24 protein-coding genes are annotated in these 22,083 nt (G+C 63.6%); 11 read left to right on the plus strand and 13 right to left on the minus strand.

Annotated elements, in window-relative coordinates; genetic code table 11:
• Positions 1 to 149: 149 nt before the first annotated feature.
• From LB556_RS19320 to LB556_RS19345, 6 genes are all read left to right on the plus strand, one after another.
• Positions 150 to 560, plus strand: a complete 411-nt coding sequence (locus tag LB556_RS19320; RefSeq protein ID WP_224569324.1) for a carboxymuconolactone decarboxylase family protein — start codon at positions 150 to 152, stop codon at positions 558 to 560.
• Between the two features lie 141 nt (positions 561 to 701).
• Positions 702 to 1,538 (plus strand): metallophosphoesterase family protein, encoded by an 837-nt coding sequence (locus tag LB556_RS19325; protein ID WP_224569325.1) that lies wholly within the window; start codon positions 702 to 704, stop codon positions 1,536 to 1,538.
• On the plus strand, positions 1,535 to 2,692 hold the full coding sequence (locus LB556_RS19330) for an ABC transporter ATP-binding protein (RefSeq protein WP_224569326.1): 1,158 nt from the start codon (positions 1,535 to 1,537) through the stop codon (positions 2,690 to 2,692). Before LB556_RS19325 ends, LB556_RS19330 begins: the two co-directional genes overlap by 4 nt.
• The gene (locus LB556_RS19335; RefSeq protein ID WP_224569327.1) at positions 2,685 to 3,608 is read left to right on the plus strand and encodes a carbohydrate ABC transporter permease; all 924 of its coding nucleotides are present in this window, start codon (positions 2,685 to 2,687) and stop codon (positions 3,606 to 3,608) included. The genes LB556_RS19330 and LB556_RS19335 overlap by 8 nt, the downstream gene beginning before the upstream one ends.
• Positions 3,605 to 4,435, plus strand: a complete 831-nt coding sequence (locus tag LB556_RS19340) for a carbohydrate ABC transporter permease (RefSeq protein WP_224569328.1) — start codon at positions 3,605 to 3,607, stop codon at positions 4,433 to 4,435. The genes LB556_RS19335 and LB556_RS19340 overlap by 4 nt, the downstream gene beginning before the upstream one ends.
• Positions 4,436 to 4,461: 26 nt before the next feature.
• Positions 4,462 to 5,727, plus strand: coding sequence for an ABC transporter substrate-binding protein (locus tag LB556_RS19345; protein ID WP_224569329.1), 1,266 nt, complete (start codon positions 4,462 to 4,464; stop codon positions 5,725 to 5,727).
• A gap of 48 nt (positions 5,728 to 5,775) precedes the next feature.
• On the opposite strand, the gene LB556_RS19350 is transcribed toward LB556_RS19345, so the two are convergent.
• From LB556_RS19350 to LB556_RS19395, 11 genes are all read right to left on the minus strand, one after another.
• Positions 5,776 to 6,663, minus strand: a complete 888-nt coding sequence (locus LB556_RS19350; protein WP_224569420.1) for an amidohydrolase family protein — start codon at positions 6,661 to 6,663, stop codon at positions 5,776 to 5,778.
• Positions 6,663 to 7,739: a vWA domain-containing protein gene (locus LB556_RS19355; RefSeq protein WP_224569421.1), complete on the minus strand. Its 1,077-nt coding sequence runs from the start codon at positions 7,737 to 7,739 to the stop codon at positions 6,663 to 6,665. The genes LB556_RS19350 and LB556_RS19355 overlap by 1 nt, the downstream gene beginning before the upstream one ends.
• An 80-nt stretch (positions 7,740 to 7,819) precedes the next feature.
• Entirely contained in the window at positions 7,820 to 8,701 is an 882-nt protein-coding gene (locus LB556_RS19360; RefSeq protein WP_224569330.1) for an AAA family ATPase, read from the minus strand.
• Positions 8,702 to 8,710: 9 nt separating this feature from the next.
• Positions 8,711 to 9,715 (minus strand): xanthine dehydrogenase family protein molybdopterin-binding subunit, encoded by a 1,005-nt coding sequence (locus LB556_RS31645; protein WP_263485364.1) that lies wholly within the window; start codon positions 9,713 to 9,715, stop codon positions 8,711 to 8,713.
• Between the two features lies 1 nt (position 9,716).
• Positions 9,717 to 11,084, minus strand: a complete 1,368-nt coding sequence (locus LB556_RS31650) for a xanthine dehydrogenase family protein molybdopterin-binding subunit (RefSeq protein ID WP_263485365.1) — start codon at positions 11,082 to 11,084, stop codon at positions 9,717 to 9,719.
• Between the two features lie 11 nt (positions 11,085 to 11,095).
• A complete protein-coding gene (locus LB556_RS19370; protein WP_224569331.1) occupies positions 11,096 to 11,578 on the minus strand; it encodes a (2Fe-2S)-binding protein in 483 nt (160 codons plus the stop codon).
• A gap of 59 nt (positions 11,579 to 11,637) precedes the next feature.
• Positions 11,638 to 12,426: an FAD binding domain-containing protein gene (locus LB556_RS19375; protein ID WP_224569332.1), complete on the minus strand. Its 789-nt coding sequence runs from the start codon at positions 12,424 to 12,426 to the stop codon at positions 11,638 to 11,640.
• A gap of 11 nt (positions 12,427 to 12,437) precedes the next feature.
• Positions 12,438 to 12,878, minus strand: a complete 441-nt coding sequence (locus LB556_RS19380) for an SRPBCC family protein (RefSeq protein WP_224569333.1) — start codon at positions 12,876 to 12,878, stop codon at positions 12,438 to 12,440.
• 114 nt (positions 12,879 to 12,992) lie between these two features.
• Positions 12,993 to 13,820 carry a helix-turn-helix domain-containing protein gene (locus tag LB556_RS19385; RefSeq protein ID WP_224569334.1) on the minus strand — a complete coding sequence of 276 codons (828 nt, stop codon included), beginning with the start codon at positions 13,818 to 13,820 and terminating at the stop codon, positions 12,993 to 12,995.
• 178 nt (positions 13,821 to 13,998) lie between these two features.
• Positions 13,999 to 14,997 carry an ABC transporter permease gene (locus LB556_RS19390; RefSeq protein WP_224569335.1) on the minus strand — a complete coding sequence of 333 codons (999 nt, stop codon included), beginning with the start codon at positions 14,995 to 14,997 and terminating at the stop codon, positions 13,999 to 14,001.
• 64 nt (positions 14,998 to 15,061) lie between these two features.
• On the minus strand, positions 15,062 to 15,805 hold the full coding sequence (locus LB556_RS19395; protein ID WP_224569336.1) for an ATP-binding cassette domain-containing protein: 744 nt from the start codon (positions 15,803 to 15,805) through the stop codon (positions 15,062 to 15,064).
• 450 nt (positions 15,806 to 16,255) lie between these two features.
• Here LB556_RS19395 and LB556_RS19400 point away from each other — a divergent pair, with 450 nt between their 5' ends.
• Both LB556_RS19400 and LB556_RS19405 read left to right on the plus strand, forming a co-directional pair.
• Complete coding sequence (locus tag LB556_RS19400; RefSeq protein WP_224569337.1) at positions 16,256 to 17,245, plus strand: sugar-binding protein; 990 nt, start codon at positions 16,256 to 16,258, stop codon at positions 17,243 to 17,245.
• Between the two features lie 188 nt (positions 17,246 to 17,433).
• The gene (locus LB556_RS19405; RefSeq protein ID WP_224569338.1) at positions 17,434 to 18,216 is read left to right on the plus strand and encodes a FadR/GntR family transcriptional regulator; all 783 of its coding nucleotides are present in this window, start codon (positions 17,434 to 17,436) and stop codon (positions 18,214 to 18,216) included.
• Positions 18,217 to 18,233: 17 nt separating this feature from the next.
• Here the strand turns inward: LB556_RS19405 and LB556_RS19410 are convergent, their stop codons facing one another.
• A complete protein-coding gene (locus LB556_RS19410; RefSeq protein WP_224569339.1) occupies positions 18,234 to 19,172 on the minus strand; it encodes an NAD(P)-dependent oxidoreductase in 939 nt (312 codons plus the stop codon).
• 120 nt (positions 19,173 to 19,292) lie between these two features.
• On the opposite strand from LB556_RS19410, the gene LB556_RS19415 reads away from it, so the two are divergent.
• The 3 genes from LB556_RS19415 (at position 19,293) to LB556_RS19425 (ending at position 21,667) form a co-directional block, all read left to right on the plus strand.
• Positions 19,293 to 20,189 carry an NAD-dependent epimerase/dehydratase family protein gene (locus tag LB556_RS19415; protein ID WP_224569340.1) on the plus strand — a complete coding sequence of 299 codons (897 nt, stop codon included), beginning with the start codon at positions 19,293 to 19,295 and terminating at the stop codon, positions 20,187 to 20,189.
• Between the two features lie 100 nt (positions 20,190 to 20,289).
• Positions 20,290 to 21,066, plus strand: coding sequence for a FadR/GntR family transcriptional regulator (locus LB556_RS19420; RefSeq protein WP_224569341.1), 777 nt, complete (start codon positions 20,290 to 20,292; stop codon positions 21,064 to 21,066).
• 160 nt (positions 21,067 to 21,226) lie between these two features.
• Entirely contained in the window at positions 21,227 to 21,667 is a 441-nt protein-coding gene (locus tag LB556_RS19425; protein ID WP_224569342.1) for an SRPBCC family protein, read from the plus strand.
• 57 nt (positions 21,668 to 21,724) lie between these two features.
• On the opposite strand, the gene LB556_RS19430 is transcribed toward LB556_RS19425, so the two are convergent.
• Positions 21,725 to 22,015 (minus strand): DUF3175 domain-containing protein, encoded by a 291-nt coding sequence (locus LB556_RS19430; RefSeq protein ID WP_224569343.1) that lies wholly within the window; start codon positions 22,013 to 22,015, stop codon positions 21,725 to 21,727.
• Positions 22,016 to 22,083: the final 68 nt, after the last annotated feature.

The raw sequence follows: 22,083 nt of genomic DNA on the forward strand, positions 1-22,083 counted from the left end.
TTTCGACTCGGCCTGACCTGAATCTCAACACATCCTGACGCTGCCGCTATGACGCAGAAAGGGCTAATGTGCCAATCAAATGAATGGACTGCGGGAGGCTATTGAGCTTCCGATTCAATCAACCGGCGCCGAAACGAAAGGACCACATCATGGCCACCACAAAACTCCTCAGCGACACCGAGGTGGAGAAGATCCCGGCGGTCAAGGCGGTGTTCGACGATATCCGCGTGACGCGCAAATCGGATTTCGTCAACAATTTCTGGCGCGGGTTGGCCAATGACCCGGCAGCGCTGAAGCGGATCTGGGAGCAGTTGAAGGTGGTGATGGTCGCGGACAGCGCCATCGACCCGCTGGCCAAGGAAATGATCTACATCGCGGTTTCGACGGCCAACGGCTGCTCCTATTGCGTCCACTCGCACACGGCGGCCGCGCGCGCCAAGGGCATGACCGACGCGCAGCTTGGCGAACTGATCTCGATCATCGGCTTGGCCGGCCAGACCAACCATCTGGTCACGGCCATGCAGATCCCGGTCGATCCGCAATTCGAGGTGAAAAGCTAGCCGCCGGCCGGGGCTATCGGCGCGGCGCGAACATTTGTCCCCATGCTGTTAAGGAAGTGACATGTAACGGCACTAAGGAAGCCACACGCGAAGTCGCCGGCCCGTGGTTTTCCGGCAGCCGGCTCTCGCAGTGGAGCCGGCATGAAAATCGTCCAGATCACCGATACCCATTTCAGCCCGACCAAGCCGCATTTCAACGGCAATTGGGCGCCGTTGGCCGCCTGGATCGAGCAGAGCGGCGCCGACCTCGTCATCCACACAGGCGACCTCAGCGTCGATGGTGCCGACAAGGATGCCGACATCAGCTTCTGCATGAATCTGATGCGGGAGATTTCAGTCCCGATGCTGCTTGTGCCCGGCAATCACGATGTCGGTCATCTGCCCGGCTCGCTGCAGCCGGTCAATGCCGAACGCCTTCAGCGCTGGCGTCAGCTGGTCGGCCCCGACTACTGGAGCGAAGACGCTGGAAATTGGCGCTTCATCGGGCTCGACAGCCTGCTGATGGGCTTTGAAGACGCCGAAGAGGAAAAACAGTTCGAATGGCTGCAAACCGTGCTGGAAAGCCGCGGCGGCCGGCGCCTCGCGCTTTTCGCCCACAAGCCGCTGTTCATCGACGAACCCGGTGAAGGTGATACCGGCTATTGGAGCATCCGCCCGGCACAACGCCAACGGCTCTACGATCTGATCGCCGCCCACGACGTCGCGCTGTTCGCCAGCGGTCACCTGCACCGGGCATGGCAAGGCAAATACGAAAACACAGCGCTGGTATGGGGCCCATCGGCGGCCTTCGTCGTCGGCGACATGGAGCGCGACATGCCGGGCGAGCGGCTGCTCGGCGCGGTCGCCCATGATTTTGGTGACAGGGTCACCAGCAAGATCGTCGCGGTCCCCGGCATGGCCGTCCACGTCCTCGATGACATGGTCGAGGAGGTTTATCCGCACGAGGCGCACAAGGTTCGAAAGAGGGTCGCGTCATGAGTGCGCTCTCGCTTCGCGGCCTGAATAAGTCGTTTGGCGGCAATGCCGTCCTGAACGGCGTCAGCATTGATGTCGAAGCGGGCGAGTTCATTGCCCTGGTCGGCCCCTCGGGCTGCGGCAAAAGCACCTTGCTGCGCATTCTTGCCGGGCTTGATCATGCCGACAGCGGCGAGATATTCGTCGGCGGCAAGGACATGTCGGCGGTTGCCGCGGCCGACCGCAACATCGCCATGGTGTTCCAGTCCTACGCGCTCTATCCGCATCTGACGGCTGGCCAGAACATCGCGGTTCCGCTGGCCATGAAGCGGTTGAGCCGGACGCAGCGGCTGCCGCTGGTCGGCTCCGTCCTGCCAGGCCAGAAAGAAATCCGCACCGGCATTTCGCGCGATGTCCGCGAGATGGCGACGGTGCTCAAGATCGACCATCTGCTCGACCGCAAGCCGGGACAGATGTCGGGCGGGCAGCGGCAGCGCGTGGCCCTGGCGCGCGCCATGGTGCGCCATCCCAGCATCTTCCTGATGGACGAGCCGCTTTCCAATCTCGACGCCAATCTGCGCGTCCATGCCCGCGGCGAGATCGTCGAACTGCACCGCCGCGCCGGCGTGCCGACGCTCTATGTGACGCATGACCAAGCCGAAGCGCTTTCGATGGCCGACCGCGTGGCGGTGATGATTGGCGGCAATCTGCTGCAACTGGCCGCCCCCGAGACGATCTACAACGATCCGGCTCATATCCAGGTCGCCCGTTTTGTTGGCCAGCCCAGGATCAACATCATACCGGCGCTCGCCGAAAACGGTCGGGTGAGTTTTGAGGGCATCCGGCTGGCTCTGCTTGAGAAAGTGGCCAATGGCCCGGTCAGCCTCGGCATCCGGCCCGAATTCGTCAAACTTTCGCCCAGCGGTCGGAGCGGCCTTGGCGGGCGGATCGAGCGCCTGGAATTCCTGGGATCCGAAGTCATTGCCCATTGCCGGCTGGACGCGACCGGCGACATCGTCATAGCCAAGCTGGCGCCGCACGAGGCGAGGAACCTGATTGCTGGAATGCCGGTGGGTGTCTTTCTGTCACCCGAAGAGGCCATGGTCTTCGGGCCGGAGGGAAGGCGGCTGCGCACGGCGAGTGCCGCGCCCGCGCGCCAGGAGCCGGCCTATGTCTAGCGTCGCGGTGGCGGGCAATGTCCCGAGCGCCGCCGCATTTCATCGGCGCAGCGAGGACCGGATCGCCTGGCTGCTGGCGGCTCCGGCGATCGTGCTTTTGCTGCTGTTCGTGCTGCTGCCGGTGGTTGCCGTCATCTTTCTCGGCTTCACCGATTTCGAGCTCGGTTACGGCAAATTCCGCCTGGTCGGTTTGGAGAATTACGCGCATCTCCTGACCGATCGCACCTTCCGCAGATCACTGTGGAACACGTCGGTCTATACGGCGATCGTGGCGCCGGTCTCGATCGTGCTCGGCCTCGGCGTTGCCTTGCTGATCGAAGGCGAGCCGCGAGCGCGCGGCTTTTTCCGCACCGTCTATTTCCTGCCGGTGGCGTCGCTGATCGTCGCCATGGCGACCGTCTGGCAATATCTTTTCCATCCGACGATCGGGCCGCTCAACGCGCTGCTTTCGCTGGCCGGCATTCCCGGCCCGAACTGGCTCGGCGCCTCGAACACCGTGCTCTACAGCCTGTCGATCATCGGCGTCTGGCAGTCGGTCGGTTTCAACATGGTGCTGTTCCTGGCCGGCCTGACGGCGATCCCGCGCGAGCTCTATGCCGCTGCTCACGTCGACGGTGCGAAATCGGCGCTCGACCGCTTCTTCCTGGTCACCTGGCCGATGCTCGGGCCGACGACATTGTTCGTCGTCACCATCAGCATCACCAATGCGGTGAAGGTCTTCGAAACCGTGAAGATGCTGACCGACGGCGGACCCAACAAGGCCTCCGAAGTGCTGCTGTTCACCATCTACCAGGAAGGCTTCGTCTATCTGCGTGTCGGCTATGCCTCGGCAATGACGGTGGTCTTCCTGGCGATCCTCGTCGTGCTGATGTTCCTGCAATATCGCGTGTTGGACCGGCGGGTGCACTACACATGACCAGCATCCCGGCCGGCCGCTTCATCCGCTTCACGCTGCTTTCGCTTGGTGCGCTGATGATCCTTGCGCCCTACATCTTCATGATCTCGACCGCGGGCAAGACGCAGAGCGACATCTTCACCTCGTCGCTGTCGCTCATGCCTGAGCACTTCTACTTCGCCGAGAATTTCGCCAAGGCGCTGAACAAGGTGCCAATGGCAACGCTGCTGTGGAACGGCGTTGTCGTCTGCGGCCTGATCTTCTTCTTCCAGGTGCTGGTCGCCATCCCTTGCGCCTACGCCATGGCCAAGCTGAAATTCCGTGCCGCCCGGCTGATGATGGTGCTGGTCATGCTCGGCCTGCTGGTGCCGATCCACGCCACGGCGCTGCCGCTCTATGTCGCTTTCGACCGCATGTCGCTGCTCAACAGCTACACCTCGCTGGTGGCGCCGTTCACCATATCGGTGTTCGCGATCTTCATGTTCCTGCAGTTCTTCCGCGCCATGCCCGATGACCTCATCCACGCGGCGCGGCTGGACGGCATGTCCGAACTCGGCATTGTCGCGCGCGTCATCGTTCCCAACGCGTGGCCGGCCGTCACCGCCTTCGCGATCTTTTCCGTCGTCGCCCACTGGAACGATCTCTATTGGCCGCTGATCGTCGTCAGCAAGCAGGCCTACGCCACGCCGCCGCTCGGCCTGATGTATTTCCGCGCCGCCGAGGCAGGCGACGACTACGGCGCGCTGATGGCCGCCACGCTGATCATCACCCTTCCACTCGTCGTCGCCTTCCTGTTCGCACAGAAGCGCTTCGTCGAAGGCATCACCATGACCGGTCTCAAAGGTTGACCGGGTCGAACCAGGAGCACGAGCACATGAAGCAACTTCCCAGGATTATCGCGGCGGCGGCGGTCTCGCTGACCTTCGCCCTTCCGGCCTATGCCGACACGACGCTGACGGTCCATTATCCGATGCCCGGCTTCTTCAAGAACGTGATGGACACGATCTCGAAGAAGTTCATGGAAGAAAACCCTGATATCAAGATCCAGTTCGCCAGCCCGTCCGCCACCTACGAGGAAGGCATCCAGACCATCCTTCGCCAGGCCGGCACCGACGAAATGCCCGACATCACCTTCATCGGCTTGAACCGCCTGCGCATGGTCAACGAGCGCAACGTTCCCGTCGATCTCGGCCCGCTGGTCAAGAAGGAAGGCAACATGGCGGAGCTCGGCTTCTCCGACACCATCCTGAAACTGGCGCAGGTCAACGGCAAGCAGGTTGGGCTGGCCTTCGCCACCTCGAACCCGATCATGTATTATAATGCCGACCTGGTGAAAGCCGCCGGTGGTGACCCGGACAATCCGCCCAAGACCTGGGACGAGGTGATCGCGCTCGGCGGCAAGATCAAGGCGCTCGGCAATGGCGTCGACGGCATCGACTTCCGCTGGCAGGGCGACGACTGGATGTTCTCGGCGCTGCTGTTCGGCGCTGGCGGCAAGATGCTGAACGAGGACGAGAGCAAGGTCGCGTTCAACGGGCCTGAAGGCGAGAAGGCGGTCGAGATACTGCAGCGGATGGTGAAGGAGGGCGGCATGCCGGTCTTCACCAAGCCGGCTGGCGAGCAGGCTTTCGCGGCCGGCAAGGTCGGCTTCGAATTCCAGACCACCGGCGCCTTGGTCAACACGATCAAGAATGTCGGCGACAAGTTCACGCTGCGCACCGCCAAAATCCCGCTGATCGATCCGGTCAACGGCCATCTGCCGACCGGCGGCAATGCCGTGGTCATCCTGACCAAGGATCCCGCCAAGCAGGACGCCGCCTGGAAGTTCGCGAAATTCGCAGCTGGCCCTTATGGCGCGTCGGTCGTCGTGCCGGGTACGGGCTATGTCCCCAACAACGAGCTCGCGGCGAAATCGCCGGAATATCTCGGCGATTTCTACAAGAAGAATCCGCTGTTCCAGGCCGGCCTCAGCCAGATGCCGCGGATGATTCCGTGGTATGCTTTCCCGGGCACCAACGGTGTGAAGGTGACGCAGACCATCGTCGACAACTTGTCCCGCATCGTCGACCAGTCGGCTGAGCCGAAGGCAGCGCTCGCTGATGCGGCAAGCGACGTCGAAGGCATGCTGCCGACGCAATAAAGCTTTGCCGGAACATCGCCGCGCCCACGGCGCGGCGATGCCGGACGGTCAAGCCGGTCGATAGACCTTCTCTGCCGTATTCCAGAAGATGTCCGCCTCGGCGGCCGCGCCGTGCTTCGCCACCGCATCGCGGTGCGCCTTGATCAGCTCGGCGTGGCTGGTCCACAACTTCTCGATCGGGAAGTTGGAGCCGAACATCAGGTGGTCCGCGCCTAGTATCCCGATCGCGTTGTCGACGATATAGGCGATCAGCGCCGGATCGTTGCGGTGGACGAAGGTGCCAAGACCGGACAGCTTGGCGTAGAAGTTCGGCGCCGCAGACAGCGTGCGCAGGCCAGCTTTCCAGGCTTCCGTGGTTTCCTGATCCATGCCGGTCAGCATGCCGGCATGGGTGAGGATGAAATCGATTTCGGGATTTTCCCCGACCAACGTCAGCCCGTCCTTCATCTGCGCAGGAAAAAGCTGCAGGTCGAAGGACAGGCCATAGTCCTTCAGCCGCGCCACATTGGCTCGCACGTTCGGGTCGATGACCTGATCGGGACCCGTGGCGAACCGGAAGGCCGGCGTCTCGTGCCAATGCAACTGCATGCGCACGCCGCGCAGCAGCGGATATTTTTTCAAGCGGTCGATCTGGGGTCTGGCATCGTCCACCGTCATGTCGGTATAGCCGACGATGGCGTGCGGCCAGCCGGTCTCATCAGCCGTTTTCTGCAGGAAGGCGACTTCCTTTTCGAAATCCTCCTTAGCCCAGTTGGTCTGGACGTAGACCGCTTTTTCCACGCCGGAACCCTGCTGGTCGGCGAGAAACTCCGCGATCGGGTAGTCGCGGCGGATCGGCTCGTAGGGGCCGAAGATGCGCGGCACCATCGGCCCGACCAGCCACGGCTGGTCCTGCTGGCGCCAGATGTGGAAATGTGCGTCGATGGCTTTCTGCATCATGATACCCTTTTCCAGATTGTCGCTGCCCTTGGGGCAGGGCGGGCAAGCGACAGGATGAAATCGGTGAGGCTGCTCATCGACGAGCCGTCGACCAGATCGTCGAGCACCGGCAGGATGGCGCGAAGTGCTGCCGTTGCCGGCTGGAACCTGGGGTCGCCGGCCAAAGGTGTCGCCAGCGACAGCCGGAAGGCGCGGGCGCTCAGCCGGCGCATCGCCGTTTCCAGTTCGGCATGGTCGCCGCGCTCCAGCGCATCCGACAGGATGACGACCGCGGCCCCGCGCGCGAACGAGGAGAAGCGTGGTACCGACAGGAAGGCAAGCAGCGTCGGACCCATGCGGGTGCCGCCGTCCCAGTCGTCGACCTGGGCTGCCGCGCGTGCCAGCGCCTGGTCGCGGTCGCGTATGCGCAAAGCCGTGGTGATGCGGGTCAGACGCGTGCCGAAGGTGAAGATCTCGGCGCGATCCGCGCCTTGCACGGCGGCGTGCGCGAGCTTCAGATAGTCCGATGTATGCAGCTTCATCGAGCCGGAGACGTCGATGAGGATGAGGAACTTGCGCGGCACGGTCTGGCGGCGGCGCAACAGTGGCGAGGGGACATCGCCATCGGCACTGACGATTTCCCTGAGCGAGCGGCGCAGGTCGAGCTTGCCGCGCGAATGGGTGCGCACCGTGCGGAAGGAGCGGCGAGCAGGCAAGGCGCTCGACAATTGGCGGCGAAAGCCGCTCAGCCTGTCGTCGTCGCGCTGGAAGTCGCGGACGCTCAGCTGCTCCAGCGCCGAGGAAAGCTCACCGCCTTCCTGACGCTGTTCGGCTTCGATCCGTTCGTCGTCGGCGCCGCCATCATCCGTGATACGGGTTTCCTCGTCGGCGTCGCCTTCGACCACGGCCGATGCGTTGCCGTAAAAATGGCTCTGGAAATGCACCTCGAATTCTTCGCGGCGGTCGGGTGGCGGCGCCAGTGTGGCAAGAGCCGCCTCGCGGATGTCGGTCATCGAACGGGGCCCGAGCAACGTTACCGCCTGCATGAAGCTGGAGACCTGTTCGGGGGCTATGGCGAAACTGTAGGAGCGCAGCAGGCGACAGAAGCCGAGGAGGGGTGCGGCCGCGCGGGGTAGGCTCTCCTCGCCCCGTTTACGGGGGTCCGAAGGACGGCTCACGCCAGCGCCTCCTCGACGATGCGGCCGAGCTCGGTCGCGATATAGGACAAATCCTCCTCGTCCTTGATCAGCACTCCGATGGCGCGGCGGAAGGCTTCCGGCCACGGGCTGCCGCCTTTCTCCAGAATGGTCGCGGCGTTGGCCCATTCGACCGCCTCGGCGATACCGGGTGGCTTGGCCAGCGGCCGGGCCCGAATGGTCCGCACCGCTGCCGCAACGGCGCGCGCGGTGGCCTCGGCCACTTCGCCGGCGCGCAGCATGATGATGGCTGCCTCGCGTTCGGCGTCGGGATAGCCGATCCAGTGATAGACGCAGCGGCGACGCAGCGCTTCGGCAAGCTCGCGGGTGCGGTTCGAGGTCAGGATGACGATGGGCTGTGCCTCAGCGCGGATGGTGCCGCGCTCGGGAATGCTGATCTGGAAGTCGGAGAGGAACTCCAGCAGCAACGCTTCGAATTCATGGTCGGAGCGGTCGATCTCGTCGACCAGCAGCACCCGCTGCCGCGGCGCCTTCAACACCTGAAGCAGCGGCCGGGCAATCAGGAAACGGTCATCATAGATGTCGATCTCATGCTCGCCGGCATGACGAATGGCGAGCAGTTGGCGCTGATAGTTCCATTCGTAGAGCGCGTGCGCGGCGTCGATGCCTTCGTAGCATTGCAGCCGCACCAGATCGCGGCCGAGCAGCCCCGCGATCGCCTTGGCCGCTTCCGTCTTGCCGACGCCTGGCGCGCCCTCGAGCAATAGCGGCTTGCCGAGCCGAATGGCGAGAAAGATGGCTGTGGCCAGGCTGTCATCCGCGAGATAGCGCGAGGCGGCGAGATGCTGTGCCACCGCCTCCGGCGATGTTGCGACAGTCTCGGTGTTCGCCTCGGGCATTTTCGGCACTCAGTTGGAAGCCTGCGCCTTCAGCGCGCGCAAAATGCGCTCGGGCGTGATCGGCAACGTGTCGATGCGCACGCCGACGGCATCGAAGACGGCGTTGGCGACCGCCGGTATTTGCGGGTTGGCGCACATTTCGCCGGGACCCTTGGCGCCATAGGGGCCGTCGGCCGACGGCCGCTCCAGCACGATGATCTCGGTTTCGGCGAGGTCGCCGGGACCGGGCATCAGGTACTGGTTGAAGTCGGTGCCGCCATGGTCGCGGTTGGGATAATAGGGCTCGGTCGTCTCATAGAGCGCATGGCTGATGCCCATCCAGGAGCCGCCGACCAGTTGCTGCTCGACCATCTTCGGGTTCAGCGCGCGGCCGATTTCGAAGACGTTCTTCACCGTCAACACGGTTACTTCGCCGGTCTCGTCGTCGACCTCGACCTCCGCCACCGTGCAGGCGTGCGCGTAGCAGGTCGACGGCTTCATCGCGCCGGTTTCCTTCTCCGGATAGGAGCGAGGGATCAAAAACATGCCGCGGCCGGATATCGATCGACCGCGCTTGAAATGCGCCGAAAGCGCGACGTCGAAGATCGACATCGATTTCTGTGGCGCGCCCTTGACCAGGATGTTGCCCTGGCCGTCGGTTTCGAGGTCCGACGCATTCACCTCCATCTCCTCGGCCGCCACTTCCAGCATCACCTGGCGCGCTTCCCTGGCGGCCTGGATCACGGCATTGCCGGCGCGGTGGGTGCCGCGTGAGGCGAAGGTTCCCATGCAGTGCGGGCCGGTATCGGTGTCGGCGGTGTCGACGACGACGCGGTCGGTCGGCACGCCGATCGTCTCGGCGCAGATCTGCGCCATGATCTGTTTCATGCCCTGGCCAAGATCCACCGACGACAGCGTAACCATGAAATTGCCCGTCGGGGTCGAATGCACCAGCGCCTGGGTCGGGTCGCCACCAAGGTTCATGCCCGTGGGATAATTGATCGCGGCCACGCCGCGTCCGCGCCGGATCGCCATCTCAAGCTCCGTTCTTGTAGGAGGACATCGCCATGTATTTTTCCGCCACCGGCCAGTTGGCGGCGCGCGAGGCTTCCTGCATGCATTCGATCAAGGCCGCCCCTTCGGTCGGCTGGCGGTGCGCCTTCATGTCGCCGTCGCGATAGGCGTTGATGAAACGGAATTCGAGCGGGTCCATGCCGATCAGCCGCGCCAGCTTGTCCATCTGCACCTCCAGCGCGAAGTCGCCAATGGTGACGCCGAAGCCGCGCATGGCGGACGACGGTGTGCGGTTGGTGTAGACGCAGTAAGTGTCGATCCAGACATTGGGAATGGTGTAGGGGCCGGGATAGTGCCCAGCGCCCTTCTGGGCGCCATAGGGCGAGTGGCGCGAATAGGCGCCGGCATCGGTGTAGCCGGTGACTTTTCGCGCGATGATACGGCCGTCCTTCATGACGCCGTCCTTGATGACGACCTTTTCGGCCGCGCGAGGCGAGGAAATCTGCATCTCTTCTTCGCGGCTGTAGATGAAACAGACCGGTCGCCCGGTTAGCTTGGCGCCGAGGATGGCGATCGGTTCGACAATGACATCGACCTTGCCGCCGAAGCCGCCGCCGACGGTGCCGCCTACGAAATGCAGCTTGCTGCCGGGCATCTGCAGGATGATCGAGGTGTTGTCGAGGGTGAAGAACATCGCCTGCGTATTGGTGTAGCAGGTGAAGCGGTCATTGCCTTCGGGCGCAACCACGCAGCCTGTGGTTTCGGTCGGCGCGTGCTCGATGGGTGAGGACTGGTAGCTCTGCTCGAGTACGTGATCGGCTTGAGCAAAGGCCGCGTCGACATCGCCGAAGCGCACCTTGCGGCACTCGCCGCTGTCGTAGAGGTAATAGTTCTGGCCGTGATATTCATTGACGACGGGCGCGCCGGGCTTCAGCGCTTCTTCCATGTCGAAGACGGCGGGCAAAACCTCGTAGTTGACCTTGACCTTGGCGACGGCTTCCTGGGCGGCTCGCTCCGTTTCCGCCAGCACGGCCACCACGGCCTCGCCCTTCCAGCGCACCTTGCCGTCGGCGAGCACCGTCTCATCCTCGGGCCCGACCTGGATCAGGATCAGGATGGTGTAGACATTGTGCGGCACGTCCTTGGCGGTCAGCACCTTGACCACTCCCGGATGCTTCTCAGCCTCGGAGGTGTCGATCGAGCGGATGCGGGCATGGTCGTGCGGGCTGCGCACCATCTTCAGGTGCAGCATGCCGGGGAAATTGCGATCGGCGAAGTAAGCGGTCCTGCCGGTGACGTGGCCGGGTGAATCCGAACGTGGCCTCGGTTGGCCGATCTCGTGCAGGTCGTCCTTGCGGACATCGGCGAAATAGTCCTTGCGCAGTTCCATTCCTTGGTCCCTCAGGCCGCGTTCTGCGAGTTGGCGCGGGCGGCGGTGAGCACCGCCTGGATGATCGGCTCGTAACCCGTGCAGCGGCAGATGTTGCCGGACAGTGCCTCGACGACGTCCTCGCGGCTTGGATCGGGCGTGTGGTCGAGCAGTACCTTGGCCGCCATGATCATACCCGGCGTGCAGAAGCCGCATTGCGTGGCGAATGTGTCGAGAAAAGCGCGTTGCAGCGGGTGCAGCACGCCGCCTTCGGCGAGGCCGGATGTGGTGGTGATCGTTGCACCGTTGCAGGTCTCGGCCAGCGTCAGGCAGGAGAGCCTCAACTCGCCGTCGATGATGACCGAGCATGCGCCGCACGTGCCCTGGTGGCAGCCGCCCTTTGGCGAGGTATCGCCGATCTTGTCGCGCAAGACATTGAGCAGCGTCGTGCCGCTGTCGATGAATTCGGCCTTTTCAGACCCATTGAGCGTGAATTGAACCGGGACCTTTGCCATTCTTCCTCCTTGCGCGCCTGCCCCGCAGGGCAAGCGCGCGCCCCCGATGTGTCTTTCGCCTAACCCAGCAGCAGCCGCCCGAGATGGACCGGCAGCACTTCGGCGCGATACCAGGCGCTGGCGATTGGATCGGTGATCGGCGCTGTGCCTTCACCCGCGGCGGCCAGAGCCGCCGCGATGCCGTCTTGACCAAGCGTCTTTCCCAGCAGCGCTTTTTCGGCTGCCTTGGCGCGCACCGGCCTGTCGGCCATGCAGCCGAGCGCGATCCGCGCCGAGGACACGGTCCCGTCCGCAGCCTGCTCCAGAACGACGGCGATGCTCAGCACCGAGATCCCCTTGGGCTTGACCCGCGACACTTTGAGGAAGCGGAGGCTGTCGGCCTTGGTGAAGCTGACCGATGTGACGATAGCGCGGCTGTCATCCCGGCCGGCAAGAAAGGTCTCGATGGGTGTTTGGCCCTCGTCGGTGTTGACCGTTGCATCGAGCGCCAGCAAGGCGAGGGCAAAATCACCATAGGGCGCAGGCGCGAAAAGATTGCCGCCGACGGTCGCCATGTTGCGGACCGCCGGGCCACCGACGGCACGCGCGGCCATGGCAAGGGAACCGAGTTCCGGATGGCGGGCGATCCGCGCCATTGTCACCGAGGCGCCGATGCGGACCTTGCCGCCGCTGACCTCGATGGCGGACAGGGCCGGGTCGGTCGACCTGACCAGCCCGGAAACCGAGACGTCGCCTTCATTGGCCGCGCGGACGACGAGTGTACCCCCGCCGAGATAGCGTGTGCCGGCCGACTTCAGCGCGGTATTGGCGTCCTTTACCGTTGCAAAAGTCTGCAGCGCCAGCGCCATCGTGCGCTCCTTCAGTCCTGGCCGAAATGGTTCTTCAGGGCATTGAAGCCGCCCTGGAAGACATTGGCGCCCATGCCCTCGGCCAGCTTGTCGGCTTCCTCCGGCGCTGCGTCGAAGCTGGCGCTCCATTCGGCATAGGTGCGGTCGCCGTCGGTGACGCGCCTGAGCTGAAGCGTGGCCTTGTGGTTGGTGAGCGGCTGTGGTGTCTCGAGGATGGAGTAGCTGACGAGGAAATCGTCATCGGAGAAGTCGAGGAGTTTTTCACGCAGGCGGGCGCCGCTGGCCAGCTGGAAGTTGCGCACGCAGCCGATCGTGGTCGCGTCCTTGCCGTCCTCGATATGGCTTTCCACCATGCGCGGATGCCAGTCCGGCAGGCCGTTGAAGTCCCGGATACGGGCCCAGACCTTTTCGACCGGCGCGTCGATGACGCTGGAGATGGTGACCTTGGCCATGTGGAGTTCCCTTGCGAATGATCGTTGCGGCAAGGTAGGGCGCCGGATCGGGCAGCGCTTATCAATGCGTCTTGAGTGTGTATCAACCAGTCTGAAAAACAGCGGGCCGCCGGCTCAGGCCATTGCCCGCGCGGCCTCGCGGTAGAGCGTCGGCGGCACACCGACATGGTCGCGGAAGAAGCGCGAGAAATTGCCTTGCGTGGTGAAGCCGAGACTACAGGCGACCGAGATCAGCGGCTCCCGCGACCACTGCAACTGCCGCACCGCTTCCTCCATGCGCAGCGTGTTCCAGTAGACGTTGGGCGTCAGATTGGTCTGTTCCTTGAACAAGGCGAAGAAGTGCGGCCTGGACAGGCCAACGGCGCGGGCAACGTCGTCGAAGCAGATGCGTTCGCAGACATTGGCCTTCATCAACTGGATCGCCTTGCGGACGCGGAAGTCCTGCATGGTGTTTATGCGGCCGCGCGCTTCCTGCGGCGCCGAAGCGTCGGCGGCATCGAGCACTGAATCGATGAAGCGCTCGATCTCGTAATTGGCGACATCGTCGACGCTTTCGTTGTCGGTGAGATGATCGAGCAGGCTGGCGGCGGCCTGGTGCAGCCACGGCTCGAGCGCGATTGCCGCCCGCGAGAACAGCGGCGCGCTGGACGGCAGGTCGCGGCGCCGCCGCGCCCAGTCCGGGTCGATGTAGAAGGCCAGGAACAAGCCCGGCCTGCCGTCCTGGGACAAAACGTGGCTATGCGGCTGCAGCGAGTTGATGCCGGCGGCGGTGCCCGGGCCGAGGCAGACCGTCTCACGGCCGATGGTCATCTCGCCAGCGGTGCCTTCGAGCCAGATGATCAGATGTGCCTCGACATGGGCATGGGTGACGAAGTCGCTCGAGACATTCAGGACAGAAACATGTCCGAACCGGCCCCAGTAGAGCCTGATCGCTTCCGTCATGGATATATCCTCCCGCAAGCGACTGGCCTCCCTTCGCCTGCATGGGGATTGTGCGGCTGGTTTTCGGTATCCGTCAAGGCATCGGTCGTAGGCCGGTACCAATGGCGGCCGGCTTCAGCCGATTTTCAGACTGAGCGATAGGAACCGGAACGAATAGCGCTTCGACGCCGAGGAGCCCTCATTCGCTGCGCCTGAAATTGCGGACGCGGTCGAACAGAACCGCCAGCAGGATGGCGCCGCCGATGAAGGTGCCTTGCCAGAAGGCGTTGATGCCAAGCAGGCCAAGGCTGTTGCGGATCACCTCGATGAGGGCAGCGCCGACGATGGCGCCGAAGGCTGTGCCGACGCCGCCGGCCAGGTTGGCCCCGCCGATGACGGTGGCGGCGATCACTTGCAGTTCCATGCCGTTGCCGAGATTGGTGGTGACGGCGCCGAGCCAGCCGGTTTCGACGATGCCGGCAATGCCGGCCGACAGCGCCGAGATCATGTAGACGGCGACCTTGATCTGGCGCACCGGCACGCCGGTCAGCGTCGCCGCGTGCTCGTTGCCGCCGATGGCGAAGATGTGGCGGCCGAACTTGGTCCAGCGCAGGACGAAGCCGGTGATCAGCGCGAGCACGATCATGTAGAGCACGGGATTGGCGATGCCGAAAAGCCAGGCGCCGCCGCCAAGCGCCAGCAGCTTGGCGTGGTCCGGCCCGAACTGAAAGACCACGGTGTTGTTGGAGGCGACCATGGCGAGGCTGCGGGCGATAGACAGCATGCCGAGCGTCACCACGAAGGGCGGGAAACCAAGATATGCGATCAGAATACCGTTGAAGGCGCCGATGGCGAGCGCGGTGGCGACCGAGGCCAGGATGCCGATTTCGATGGAGTAGCCGGCATGCATGGTCACGGCCAGCACCATCGAGCACAGGCACAGCACCGAGCCGACCGACAGGTCTATGCCGCCGGTTATGATGACGAACGTCATGCCGAGCGCGACGATGGCGACGAAGGTGATGTTGCGGGTGATGTTGTAGAGGTTCTTCGAGGTGGCGAAGGCATCGGTGGCGAAGGACAGGAAAAGACAGGCAAGAATGACGGCGATCACCACCCAGAACGTCTGGCTGGAGAACAGGCGCGACAGGAAAGTGTGCTGTTTCTGCGCGATCGTCTGGTCAAGGGTGACTGCCATTATCGACCTTTCCTGCCGGCCGCGAAACGCGCCAGCGCAATGAAACCCGGTTTAGCCGCCGCTCTCACGCCGCCTGCTCGATGGCGCCGGTTATCAGCCCGGTGACCTCCTCGGGCGAACTGGACGCGATCGTCTTGTCCGCGACCTTGCTGCCGCGCCGCATGACGATGACGCGGTCGGCGACGTCGAAGACGTCGGGCATGCGATGGCTGATCAGCACGACCGCGATGCCCTGGTCACGCAGATGGCGGATGAGGTTCAGCACTTCGGCGACCTGCCTGACCGAGATTGCCGCCGTCGGCTCGTCCATCAGCACGATCTTGGCCTGCGACAGCATGGTACGGGCGATCGCCACCGCCTGGCGCTGGCCGCCCGACATTTGCTTGACGAGGTCGCGCGGGCGGGTCTCGGATTTCAGCTCGGCGAAGATCTGGCCGGCGCGCCTGTACATGGCCGCATAGTCCAGGATGCGGAACGGGCCGACGCCACGGCGCAATTCGCGGCCGAGATAGACATTGGCCGCCGCCGTGAGATTGTTGCAGAGCGCCAGGTCCTGGTGAACGATCTCGATGCCGTGCTGGCGCGCCTCGACCGGCTTGTGCAGGATCAATTCCTTGTCGTCCATCCGCATCGTGCCATGGCTCGGACGGAAATTGCCGGCGATCATCTTGACCAGCGTCGACTTGCCGGCGCCGTTATCGCCCATCAGCCCGACCACCTGTCCGGGCTCGATCGACAGCGACACGTCGTTGACCGCCTGGATGGCGCCGAAATGCTTCGAGATGTTGGTGAGTTCGAGAACCGCCACCAGCCTTTTGCCTCCCCATGCCTTGCTGCGTGCCTGACGGGGCGCAGCTCTTGCGTCGCGCTCCCAGCTCCTCCCGGAAACAACGATGACGGGCATTTACGCAAATGCCCGTGCGGGCGTCAATTGTCGGACGAACAGGAAGGGGGTATTTGTCCGATGAATAGTGACGCGTGTTTTCGAAAAATCCGTTTTGTAGGACAAATAGCAATTGACGTTGGCGGCTCGCCGTTATTAGCTGATGGTCGGAGGAAGATTTGCCGGTCCCAAGCCGTTGTCGACGGCCGGACCGGTGGGAGATCATCGGTCGTGCCGGCGCGTGCCGGTCCGGTCGCATCTGAAAATGCCAATCGGCCTTGCCTGACGGCTCAAGCGTTCGACTTGCCGTCTGGCATCCAGGCTGGTTTGTGTGGCGGGCACGCCGTGTCCGTCTGTTTCCAAGGGAGGACTGACATGAGGAAAACAGTTTTGCTCGCCGCCGTCGCCGCCATGGCGTTGGGCGCCGGGCCAGCTTTGGCCAAGAAGCAGCTCGTCATCGTGGTGAAGGGCCTCGACAATCCGTTCTTCGAAGCAATCCACCAGGGTTGCGAGAAATGGAACAAGGAGAACGCCAGTTCGGAATATGAATGCTTCTACACAGGCCCCGCATCGACTTCCGACGAGGCCGGCGAGGCGCAGATCGTGCAGGATATGCTGAGCAAGGCCGACACGGTGGCGATGGCGATCTCGCCGTCCAACGCGCCACTGATCGCGCAGACGCTCAAGACCGCCAATCCGACGATCCCGATCATGACCGTCGACGCCGATCTCGCCAAGGAAGACGCGGCACTGCGCAAGACCTATCTCGGCACCGACAACTATCTGATGGGCAAGAAGATCGGCGAGTATATCAAGAAGGCCAAGCCGAATGGCGGCACGATCTGCACCATCGAGGGGAATCCCGCGGCGGACAATATCCTGCGCCGCGCGCAGGGCATGCGAGACGCGCTGACGGGCAAGGAAGGCCTCGCGGCGCTTGCCGGCGAAGGCGGCTGGACGGAAGTCGCCGGTTGCCCGGTGTTCACCAATGACGACGGCGCCAAGGGCGTGCAGGCGATGACCGATATCCTCGCCGCCAATCCCAAGCTCGACGCGTTCGGCATCATGGGCGGCTGGCCGTTGTTCGGCGCGCCGCAGCCCTACCGTGACCTGATCGGCCCGCTGAAGGACCGGCTGGCAAAGAACGACTTCGTCATCGGCGCCGCCGACACGATCGGAGACGAGGTGGCGATCGCCAGGGATGGCCTTGTCACCGCGCTGGTCGGCCAGCGGCCGTTCGAAATGGGCTACAAGGCGCCGTCGGTGATGATCGATCTGGTCGAGGGCAAGAAAGTCGACGATCCGGTTTTCACCGGCCTCGACGAATGTACCAAGGACACGGTCGACACCTGCATCCAGAAGTAGGTTTTTCGATCCGGGGCGCTCGCCAGCGGGCGCCCCCTACCTCGATGGATGATTGGGCGGACATTTCAGGGGCCAACGGCTCCCGATTTGTCGTGCCCATGCTTCGGATTTTTCGGCAACCGAGTTGGCGAACCCGACAGTTCCGGAGTGTGCCCGGGACAAGATACGGCCGACGCATTGGAACGTGGATGCCGGACGAGACGTCAAACAGGCGAGCCAACCGGGCCAGGGCGCAGGCCGGTCGCAGGCCGGCCGCGGCGCGCCGGGCCGACGCGGCGCATTTTGCCGGCGCCAGTGTCCATACCTCGCTGGCTGGCGAGATCGGCCTGCGGATCGTGCGCGGCGACTATCCGCCCGGCACCATCCTGCCCAACGAGGCCAAATGGGCCGAAACCTTCAATGTCAGCCGTTCGGCGGTGCGCGAGGCGATCAAGATGCTGATGGCCAAGAGCCTTCTGGCATCGCGTCCCAAGATCGGCAGCTGGGTCGAGCCGAAGGAGCGCTGGAACCTGCTCGACCGCGACGTGCTGGCCTGGTACGCGACCGCACCGGATCGCGAGGCGTTCCTGCGCACCGTTCAGGAGTTCCGCCACATCATCGAACCGGAGGCGTCGGCCTTCGCGGCGATACGGCGAAGCGACGAGCAGATGGCCGAGATCAGCCTGGCTTGCCGCGAAATGGGCGAGGCGGCCAACCTGGCCGAGCGCATCCGCGCCGACACACGCTTCCATCTCGCTATCCTGCGCGCGTCGGGCAATGATCTCCTGGTGCCGCTCGGCGTACTGATCGAGTCGGCGCTCGACCATCTCTTCGCCTTCACCACGCGCCAGGTCGGCGATCAGCGGCGGGCGCAGAAACTGCACGAGGCGATCGAGAAAAGCATCCGCCTGCAGCGTCCCGCGGCGGCGCGCAACGCCGTGCACAAGCTGCTCGCCGACACCGATGAGGGGATCGGACGGGGTCGGCGGTAAGCCAGCCGTCCGGGTCCTCAGATCGTCTGCTTCTTTCCGTCCTTCATCGGCATCAGGTCGACGCCGTTAATCTTGGCGATATGGGTCGCCAGCATAGGCACGAACTGCTCGGCCGGACCGGTTGCGTGAGCGCCGGCGAAAGAGTTCTTGGTGGCGTTGCCGAGCGGGTTGGCGATGCCGGCCGCGCCCGCCATCGACTCCAGATAGGTCAGGTCCTTGAAGGCATTGGCGATGGTGAATTTATGGGCATCACGGTCGCCTTCCAGCGTCCAGCGCATGAAGGTCTGGTAGAAGCCGCAATCCATGCGGCCGTTGCGGATGACGCTATCGAAACGCGGCGGCGAGATGCCGACCTTCTCCGCCAGGGCCAGTGCTTCCGAGTAGATGGCGGCATAGCCCAGCGAGATGAAATTGTTGAGCAGCTTCATGCGGTGGCCATCGCCGGTATCGCCGATATGGACGATGCGACCGGCCCAGGTGTCGATCACCGGCTTGACCCTGGCGAAGACGGCGTCGGGCGCACCGACCATGGCGTCAAGCGTGCCCTCCCAGGCTTCCTTCGGCGTGCGGCTGAGCGGCGCGTCGACATAGTCGACGCCGAGCGCGTTGAGTTCGGCCGCGAGCGCCACCGTCGAGACCGGATCGGAGGTCGAGCAGTCGACGACGACCGAACCCCTCTTCAAGCCCTCCTTGAGGCCGCCGGGACCGCGAATGATGGCCTCCACCTCGCGCGAGCCGGTGACGCAGATGAAGACGATGTCGGATGCTGCCGCCACGTCGCGGGAGGTCGGCGCCTCACGAGCCCCTCGGCCGAGCAGGTCTTCCGCCGGTTTGCGGTTCTTGCGGCCGAGGAAGGTGAGGGGGTAACCCTTGTCGACGATGTTCCTGGCTATGCCGTGCCCCATCAGGCCAAGGCCGACAAAGCCGATCTTCTCGCTGCTGGCGGTCGTGTTCATGCTGTCTGTCCTGTTCCGCGATTATCGATAATGTCATCGCTGTTTTAGCCATAGACGGTTGCGGAAAGCAATATTGTCTGACAATACACGTCAATCCCAGGGCTTTTCGTGGAGACCAGAATGACGAAGCGGATCATGTTCACCGGCGGCAGCGGCAAGGCTGGGCGCCACGTCGTGCAATATCTGGTGGAACAGGGTTGCCAGGTGCTCAACATCGACACCAGGCCGCTCGACAATCCCAAGGTGCGCACGCTAATCACCGACATCACCGACAGTGGCCAGGTGTTCAACGCATTGTCGAGCTATATGGGGCTGCACGAATTCGATCCGTCGCTGCGCCCGCAGCCGGTCGATGCGGTGGTGCATTTCGCCGCCATCCCGCGCATCATGATCACGCCCGACAACGAGGTGTTCCGCATCAATGCCATGGGCACCTACAACGTCATCGAGGCCGCGGTGAAGCTCGGCATCCGCAAGGTGATCATCGCTTCCAGCGAGACGACCTATGGCCTGGTGTTCGCCAACGAGCCGCGCAACCCCACCCATTTCCCGCTCGACGAGGAGTATGACGTCGATCCGATGGACAGCTACGCGCTGTCCAAGATCGTCAACGAGAAGACGGCGCGGGCCTTCGCGCAGCGCAATGGCACCGACATCTACGCCTTGCGCATCGGCAACGTCATCGAGCCGCATGAGTATTCGCTGTTTCCGAAATGGTTCGCCGATCCGGGCTTTCGCAAACGTATAGCCTGGAGCTACATCGACGCGCGCGACCTTGGCCAGATCACGTTGCGCGCCATCGAGAAGGATGGGCTGGGCTACCAGGTGTTCAACGCCGCCAATGACGACACCTCGTCCGATCTGCCGACCGCCGAACTCCTGAAACGGTTCTATCCCGGTGTGCCGGTCAAGGGCGAGCTCGGCGAATACGAGACGCTGCTGTCGAACCGCAAGGCGCGTGACATGCTCGGTTTCCGGCCGGAGCATAGCTGGCGCAAATACGTCAAAACCGCCTGAGCGTGGCCGAATCGCGGCTGGGTTGTGCATAGAAGCCGGCTTTGCGGCCCAACGCGCGCACCGCGCTTGACAGCTTCTCCAAACCGGCCTTTCTGGAACCATGCGGGACGCGAAGCCGAGCAAGGAAAAGTCGCCCAAAAAGGCTGTAGCCGCCGAACGCCCGGCCGGTGTTCGCCGGCCAGACGCGGCGCGTATCCCGGGCTCCAGCGTGCATACGTCGCTGGCGGGCGAGATCGGCCTGCGGATCGTGCGCGGCGACTATCCGCCCGGCACCATCCTGCCCAATGAAGCCAAGTGGTCGGAGACCTTCAGCGTCAGCCGGTCGGCGGTGCGCGAGGCGATCAAGATGCTGATGGCCAAGAGCCTGTTGGCGTCGCGGCCCAAGATCGGCAGCTGGGTCGAACCGAAGGAACGCTGGAACCTGCTCGACCGCGACGTGCTGGCCTGGTACGCGACGTCGCCCGACCGCGAGGTGTTCTTGAGAACGGTGCAGGAATTCCGCCACATCATCGAGCCGGAAGCGACCGCCTTTGCCGCCATGCGGCGGACCGACGAGCAGATGGCCGAGATCAGCCAGGCCTGCCGGGAGATGGGCGAGGCGAAAAGCTTGCAGGAACGGACCCGCGCCGATACGCGCTTCCATCTCGCAATCCTGCGTGCCTCCGGCAACGACCTGCTGGTGCCGCTCGGCGTGTTGATCGAATCCGCCTTCGATCACCTTTTTGCCTATACGACGCGGGAACTCGACGATTTGCAGCTCGCCCAGAAGATGCACGAGGCAATCGAAAAGAACATCCGCCTGCAGCGGCCGGATGCGGCGCGCAACGCCGTGCGCAAGCTGCTGGCCAATACCGACAACGTCATCCGTTCGCGATAGATTTCCGCGACAAGGCCATTTGGGAGCAGGTGTTTCCGCCCCTCAGGCTGTCGAAGCAAATTGTGGCCGGCAACGCCAAAAAGTTCGAGAGCCGGTGTCGGATCGGCCGGGTGTCAGCCGTCCTTGGGGTATCGAACAGGAACCACAACGGAGTATCGACATGCCCAGCACCGTACGTCTGCACCGCGTTCTGACCACCAGCCCGGAGAAGGTCTACCGCGCGTTCCTCGAGGCCGATGCGCTTGCCAAATGGCTGCCGCCGAACGGGTTCACTTGCACGGTTCATCACTTCGACGGCAAGGTCGGCGGCACGTTCAAGATGTCGTTCCGCAACTTCACGACGGGCGACAGCCACTCGTTTGGTGGTGAATATGTCGAACTCGTCGCGGGCGAACTCCTGCGCTACACCGACAGGTTCGACGATCCCAATCTTTCCGGCGAAATCGAGGTGACCGTGACGTTGAAGAAAGTGTCCGTCGGCACCGAAGTGAACATCACCCAAGCCGGCATCCCGGACGTCATTCCCGCGGAAGCCTGTTATCTCGGCTGGCAGGAATCGCTGCGGAACCTGGCCAAGCTCGTCGAGCCCGATATCAAATAGCAGGGCGCCGCGCGCCACGGCCCGCAGCCCTTCGCCAGATCTTACGGGCGAGGAAGGCTAATCCTCTTTTGGACGCCCGAATGCGGCGCGCAGTTCGTCCTTGGCGTCCTCGAGGACTTTCTTGCGCGCCGCGGGCAGGTTCTTTCCGGCCCTGTTGATGTAGAAATTCAGCATCGACATGGCGGACTGGAACGGCTCGGCCTTGCGGCGATGGCTGTGTTCGGCCGATCGCTTGAGCGAGGTCGCGATCTTCCTGGCGTCGTCGGATTCGAAGATGTGCTCCTCGAGATCCAGCGCATCGCTGTGCTCGGTCACCTCTGCCGACCATTTCTGCTTGGTGGCGGTCATGGCTGGACTCCTTTGCGGGGTTGCTGATCGGAAACTCCAGATATCGGCGTCGGTTCCGCCTCCGGTTC

The organism is Mesorhizobium sp. ES1-4, from assembly GCF_020164745.1.
In the GTDB taxonomy this organism is placed as follows: domain Bacteria; phylum Pseudomonadota; class Alphaproteobacteria; order Rhizobiales; family Rhizobiaceae; genus Mesorhizobium.

What these genes read in the sequence shown, in the direction of transcription:
- LB556_RS19380 (WP_224569333.1), bottom strand. Translation starts at nt 12,878, where the DNA reads ATGGCCAAGGTCACCATCTCCAGCGTCATCGACGCGCCGGTCGAAAAG.
- LB556_RS19390 (WP_224569335.1), bottom strand. Translation starts at nt 14,997, where the DNA reads ATGGCAGTCACCCTTGACCAGACGATCGCGCAGAAACAGCACACTTTC.
- LB556_RS19330 (WP_224569326.1), top strand. Translation starts at nt 1,535, where the DNA reads ATGAGTGCGCTCTCGCTTCGCGGCCTGAATAAGTCGTTTGGCGGCAAT.
- LB556_RS19430 (WP_224569343.1), bottom strand. Translation starts at nt 22,015, where the DNA reads ATGACCGCCACCAAGCAGAAATGGTCGGCAGAGGTGACCGAGCACAGC.
- LB556_RS19325 (WP_224569325.1), top strand. Translation starts at nt 702, where the DNA reads ATGAAAATCGTCCAGATCACCGATACCCATTTCAGCCCGACCAAGCCG.
- LB556_RS19370 (WP_224569331.1), bottom strand. Translation starts at nt 11,578, where the DNA reads ATGGCAAAGGTCCCGGTTCAATTCACGCTCAATGGGTCTGAAAAGGCC.
- LB556_RS19320 (WP_224569324.1), top strand. Translation starts at nt 150, where the DNA reads ATGGCCACCACAAAACTCCTCAGCGACACCGAGGTGGAGAAGATCCCG.
- LB556_RS19340 (WP_224569328.1), top strand. Translation starts at nt 3,605, where the DNA reads ATGACCAGCATCCCGGCCGGCCGCTTCATCCGCTTCACGCTGCTTTCG.
- LB556_RS19420 (WP_224569341.1), top strand. Translation starts at nt 20,290, where the DNA reads ATGCGGGACGCGAAGCCGAGCAAGGAAAAGTCGCCCAAAAAGGCTGTA.
- LB556_RS19385 (WP_224569334.1), bottom strand. Translation starts at nt 13,820, where the DNA reads ATGACGGAAGCGATCAGGCTCTACTGGGGCCGGTTCGGACATGTTTCT.
- LB556_RS19415 (WP_224569340.1), top strand. Translation starts at nt 19,293, where the DNA reads ATGACGAAGCGGATCATGTTCACCGGCGGCAGCGGCAAGGCTGGGCGC.
- LB556_RS19405 (WP_224569338.1), top strand. Translation starts at nt 17,434, where the DNA reads ATGCCGGACGAGACGTCAAACAGGCGAGCCAACCGGGCCAGGGCGCAG.
- LB556_RS19375 (WP_224569332.1), bottom strand. Translation starts at nt 12,426, where the DNA reads ATGGCGCTGGCGCTGCAGACTTTTGCAACGGTAAAGGACGCCAATACC.
- LB556_RS31650 (WP_263485365.1), bottom strand. Translation starts at nt 11,084, where the DNA reads ATGGAACTGCGCAAGGACTATTTCGCCGATGTCCGCAAGGACGACCTG.
- LB556_RS19360 (WP_224569330.1), bottom strand. Translation starts at nt 8,701, where the DNA reads ATGCCCGAGGCGAACACCGAGACTGTCGCAACATCGCCGGAGGCGGTG.
- LB556_RS19410 (WP_224569339.1), bottom strand. Translation starts at nt 19,172, where the DNA reads ATGAACACGACCGCCAGCAGCGAGAAGATCGGCTTTGTCGGCCTTGGC.
- LB556_RS19400 (WP_224569337.1), top strand. Translation starts at nt 16,256, where the DNA reads ATGAGGAAAACAGTTTTGCTCGCCGCCGTCGCCGCCATGGCGTTGGGC.
- LB556_RS31645 (WP_263485364.1), bottom strand. Translation starts at nt 9,715, where the DNA reads ATGGCGATCCGGCGCGGACGCGGCGTGGCCGCGATCAATTATCCCACG.
- LB556_RS19425 (WP_224569342.1), top strand. Translation starts at nt 21,227, where the DNA reads ATGCCCAGCACCGTACGTCTGCACCGCGTTCTGACCACCAGCCCGGAG.
- LB556_RS19350 (WP_224569420.1), bottom strand. Translation starts at nt 6,663, where the DNA reads ATGCAGAAAGCCATCGACGCACATTTCCACATCTGGCGCCAGCAGGAC.
- LB556_RS19335 (WP_224569327.1), top strand. Translation starts at nt 2,685, where the DNA reads ATGTCTAGCGTCGCGGTGGCGGGCAATGTCCCGAGCGCCGCCGCATTT.
- LB556_RS19345 (WP_224569329.1), top strand. Translation starts at nt 4,462, where the DNA reads ATGAAGCAACTTCCCAGGATTATCGCGGCGGCGGCGGTCTCGCTGACC.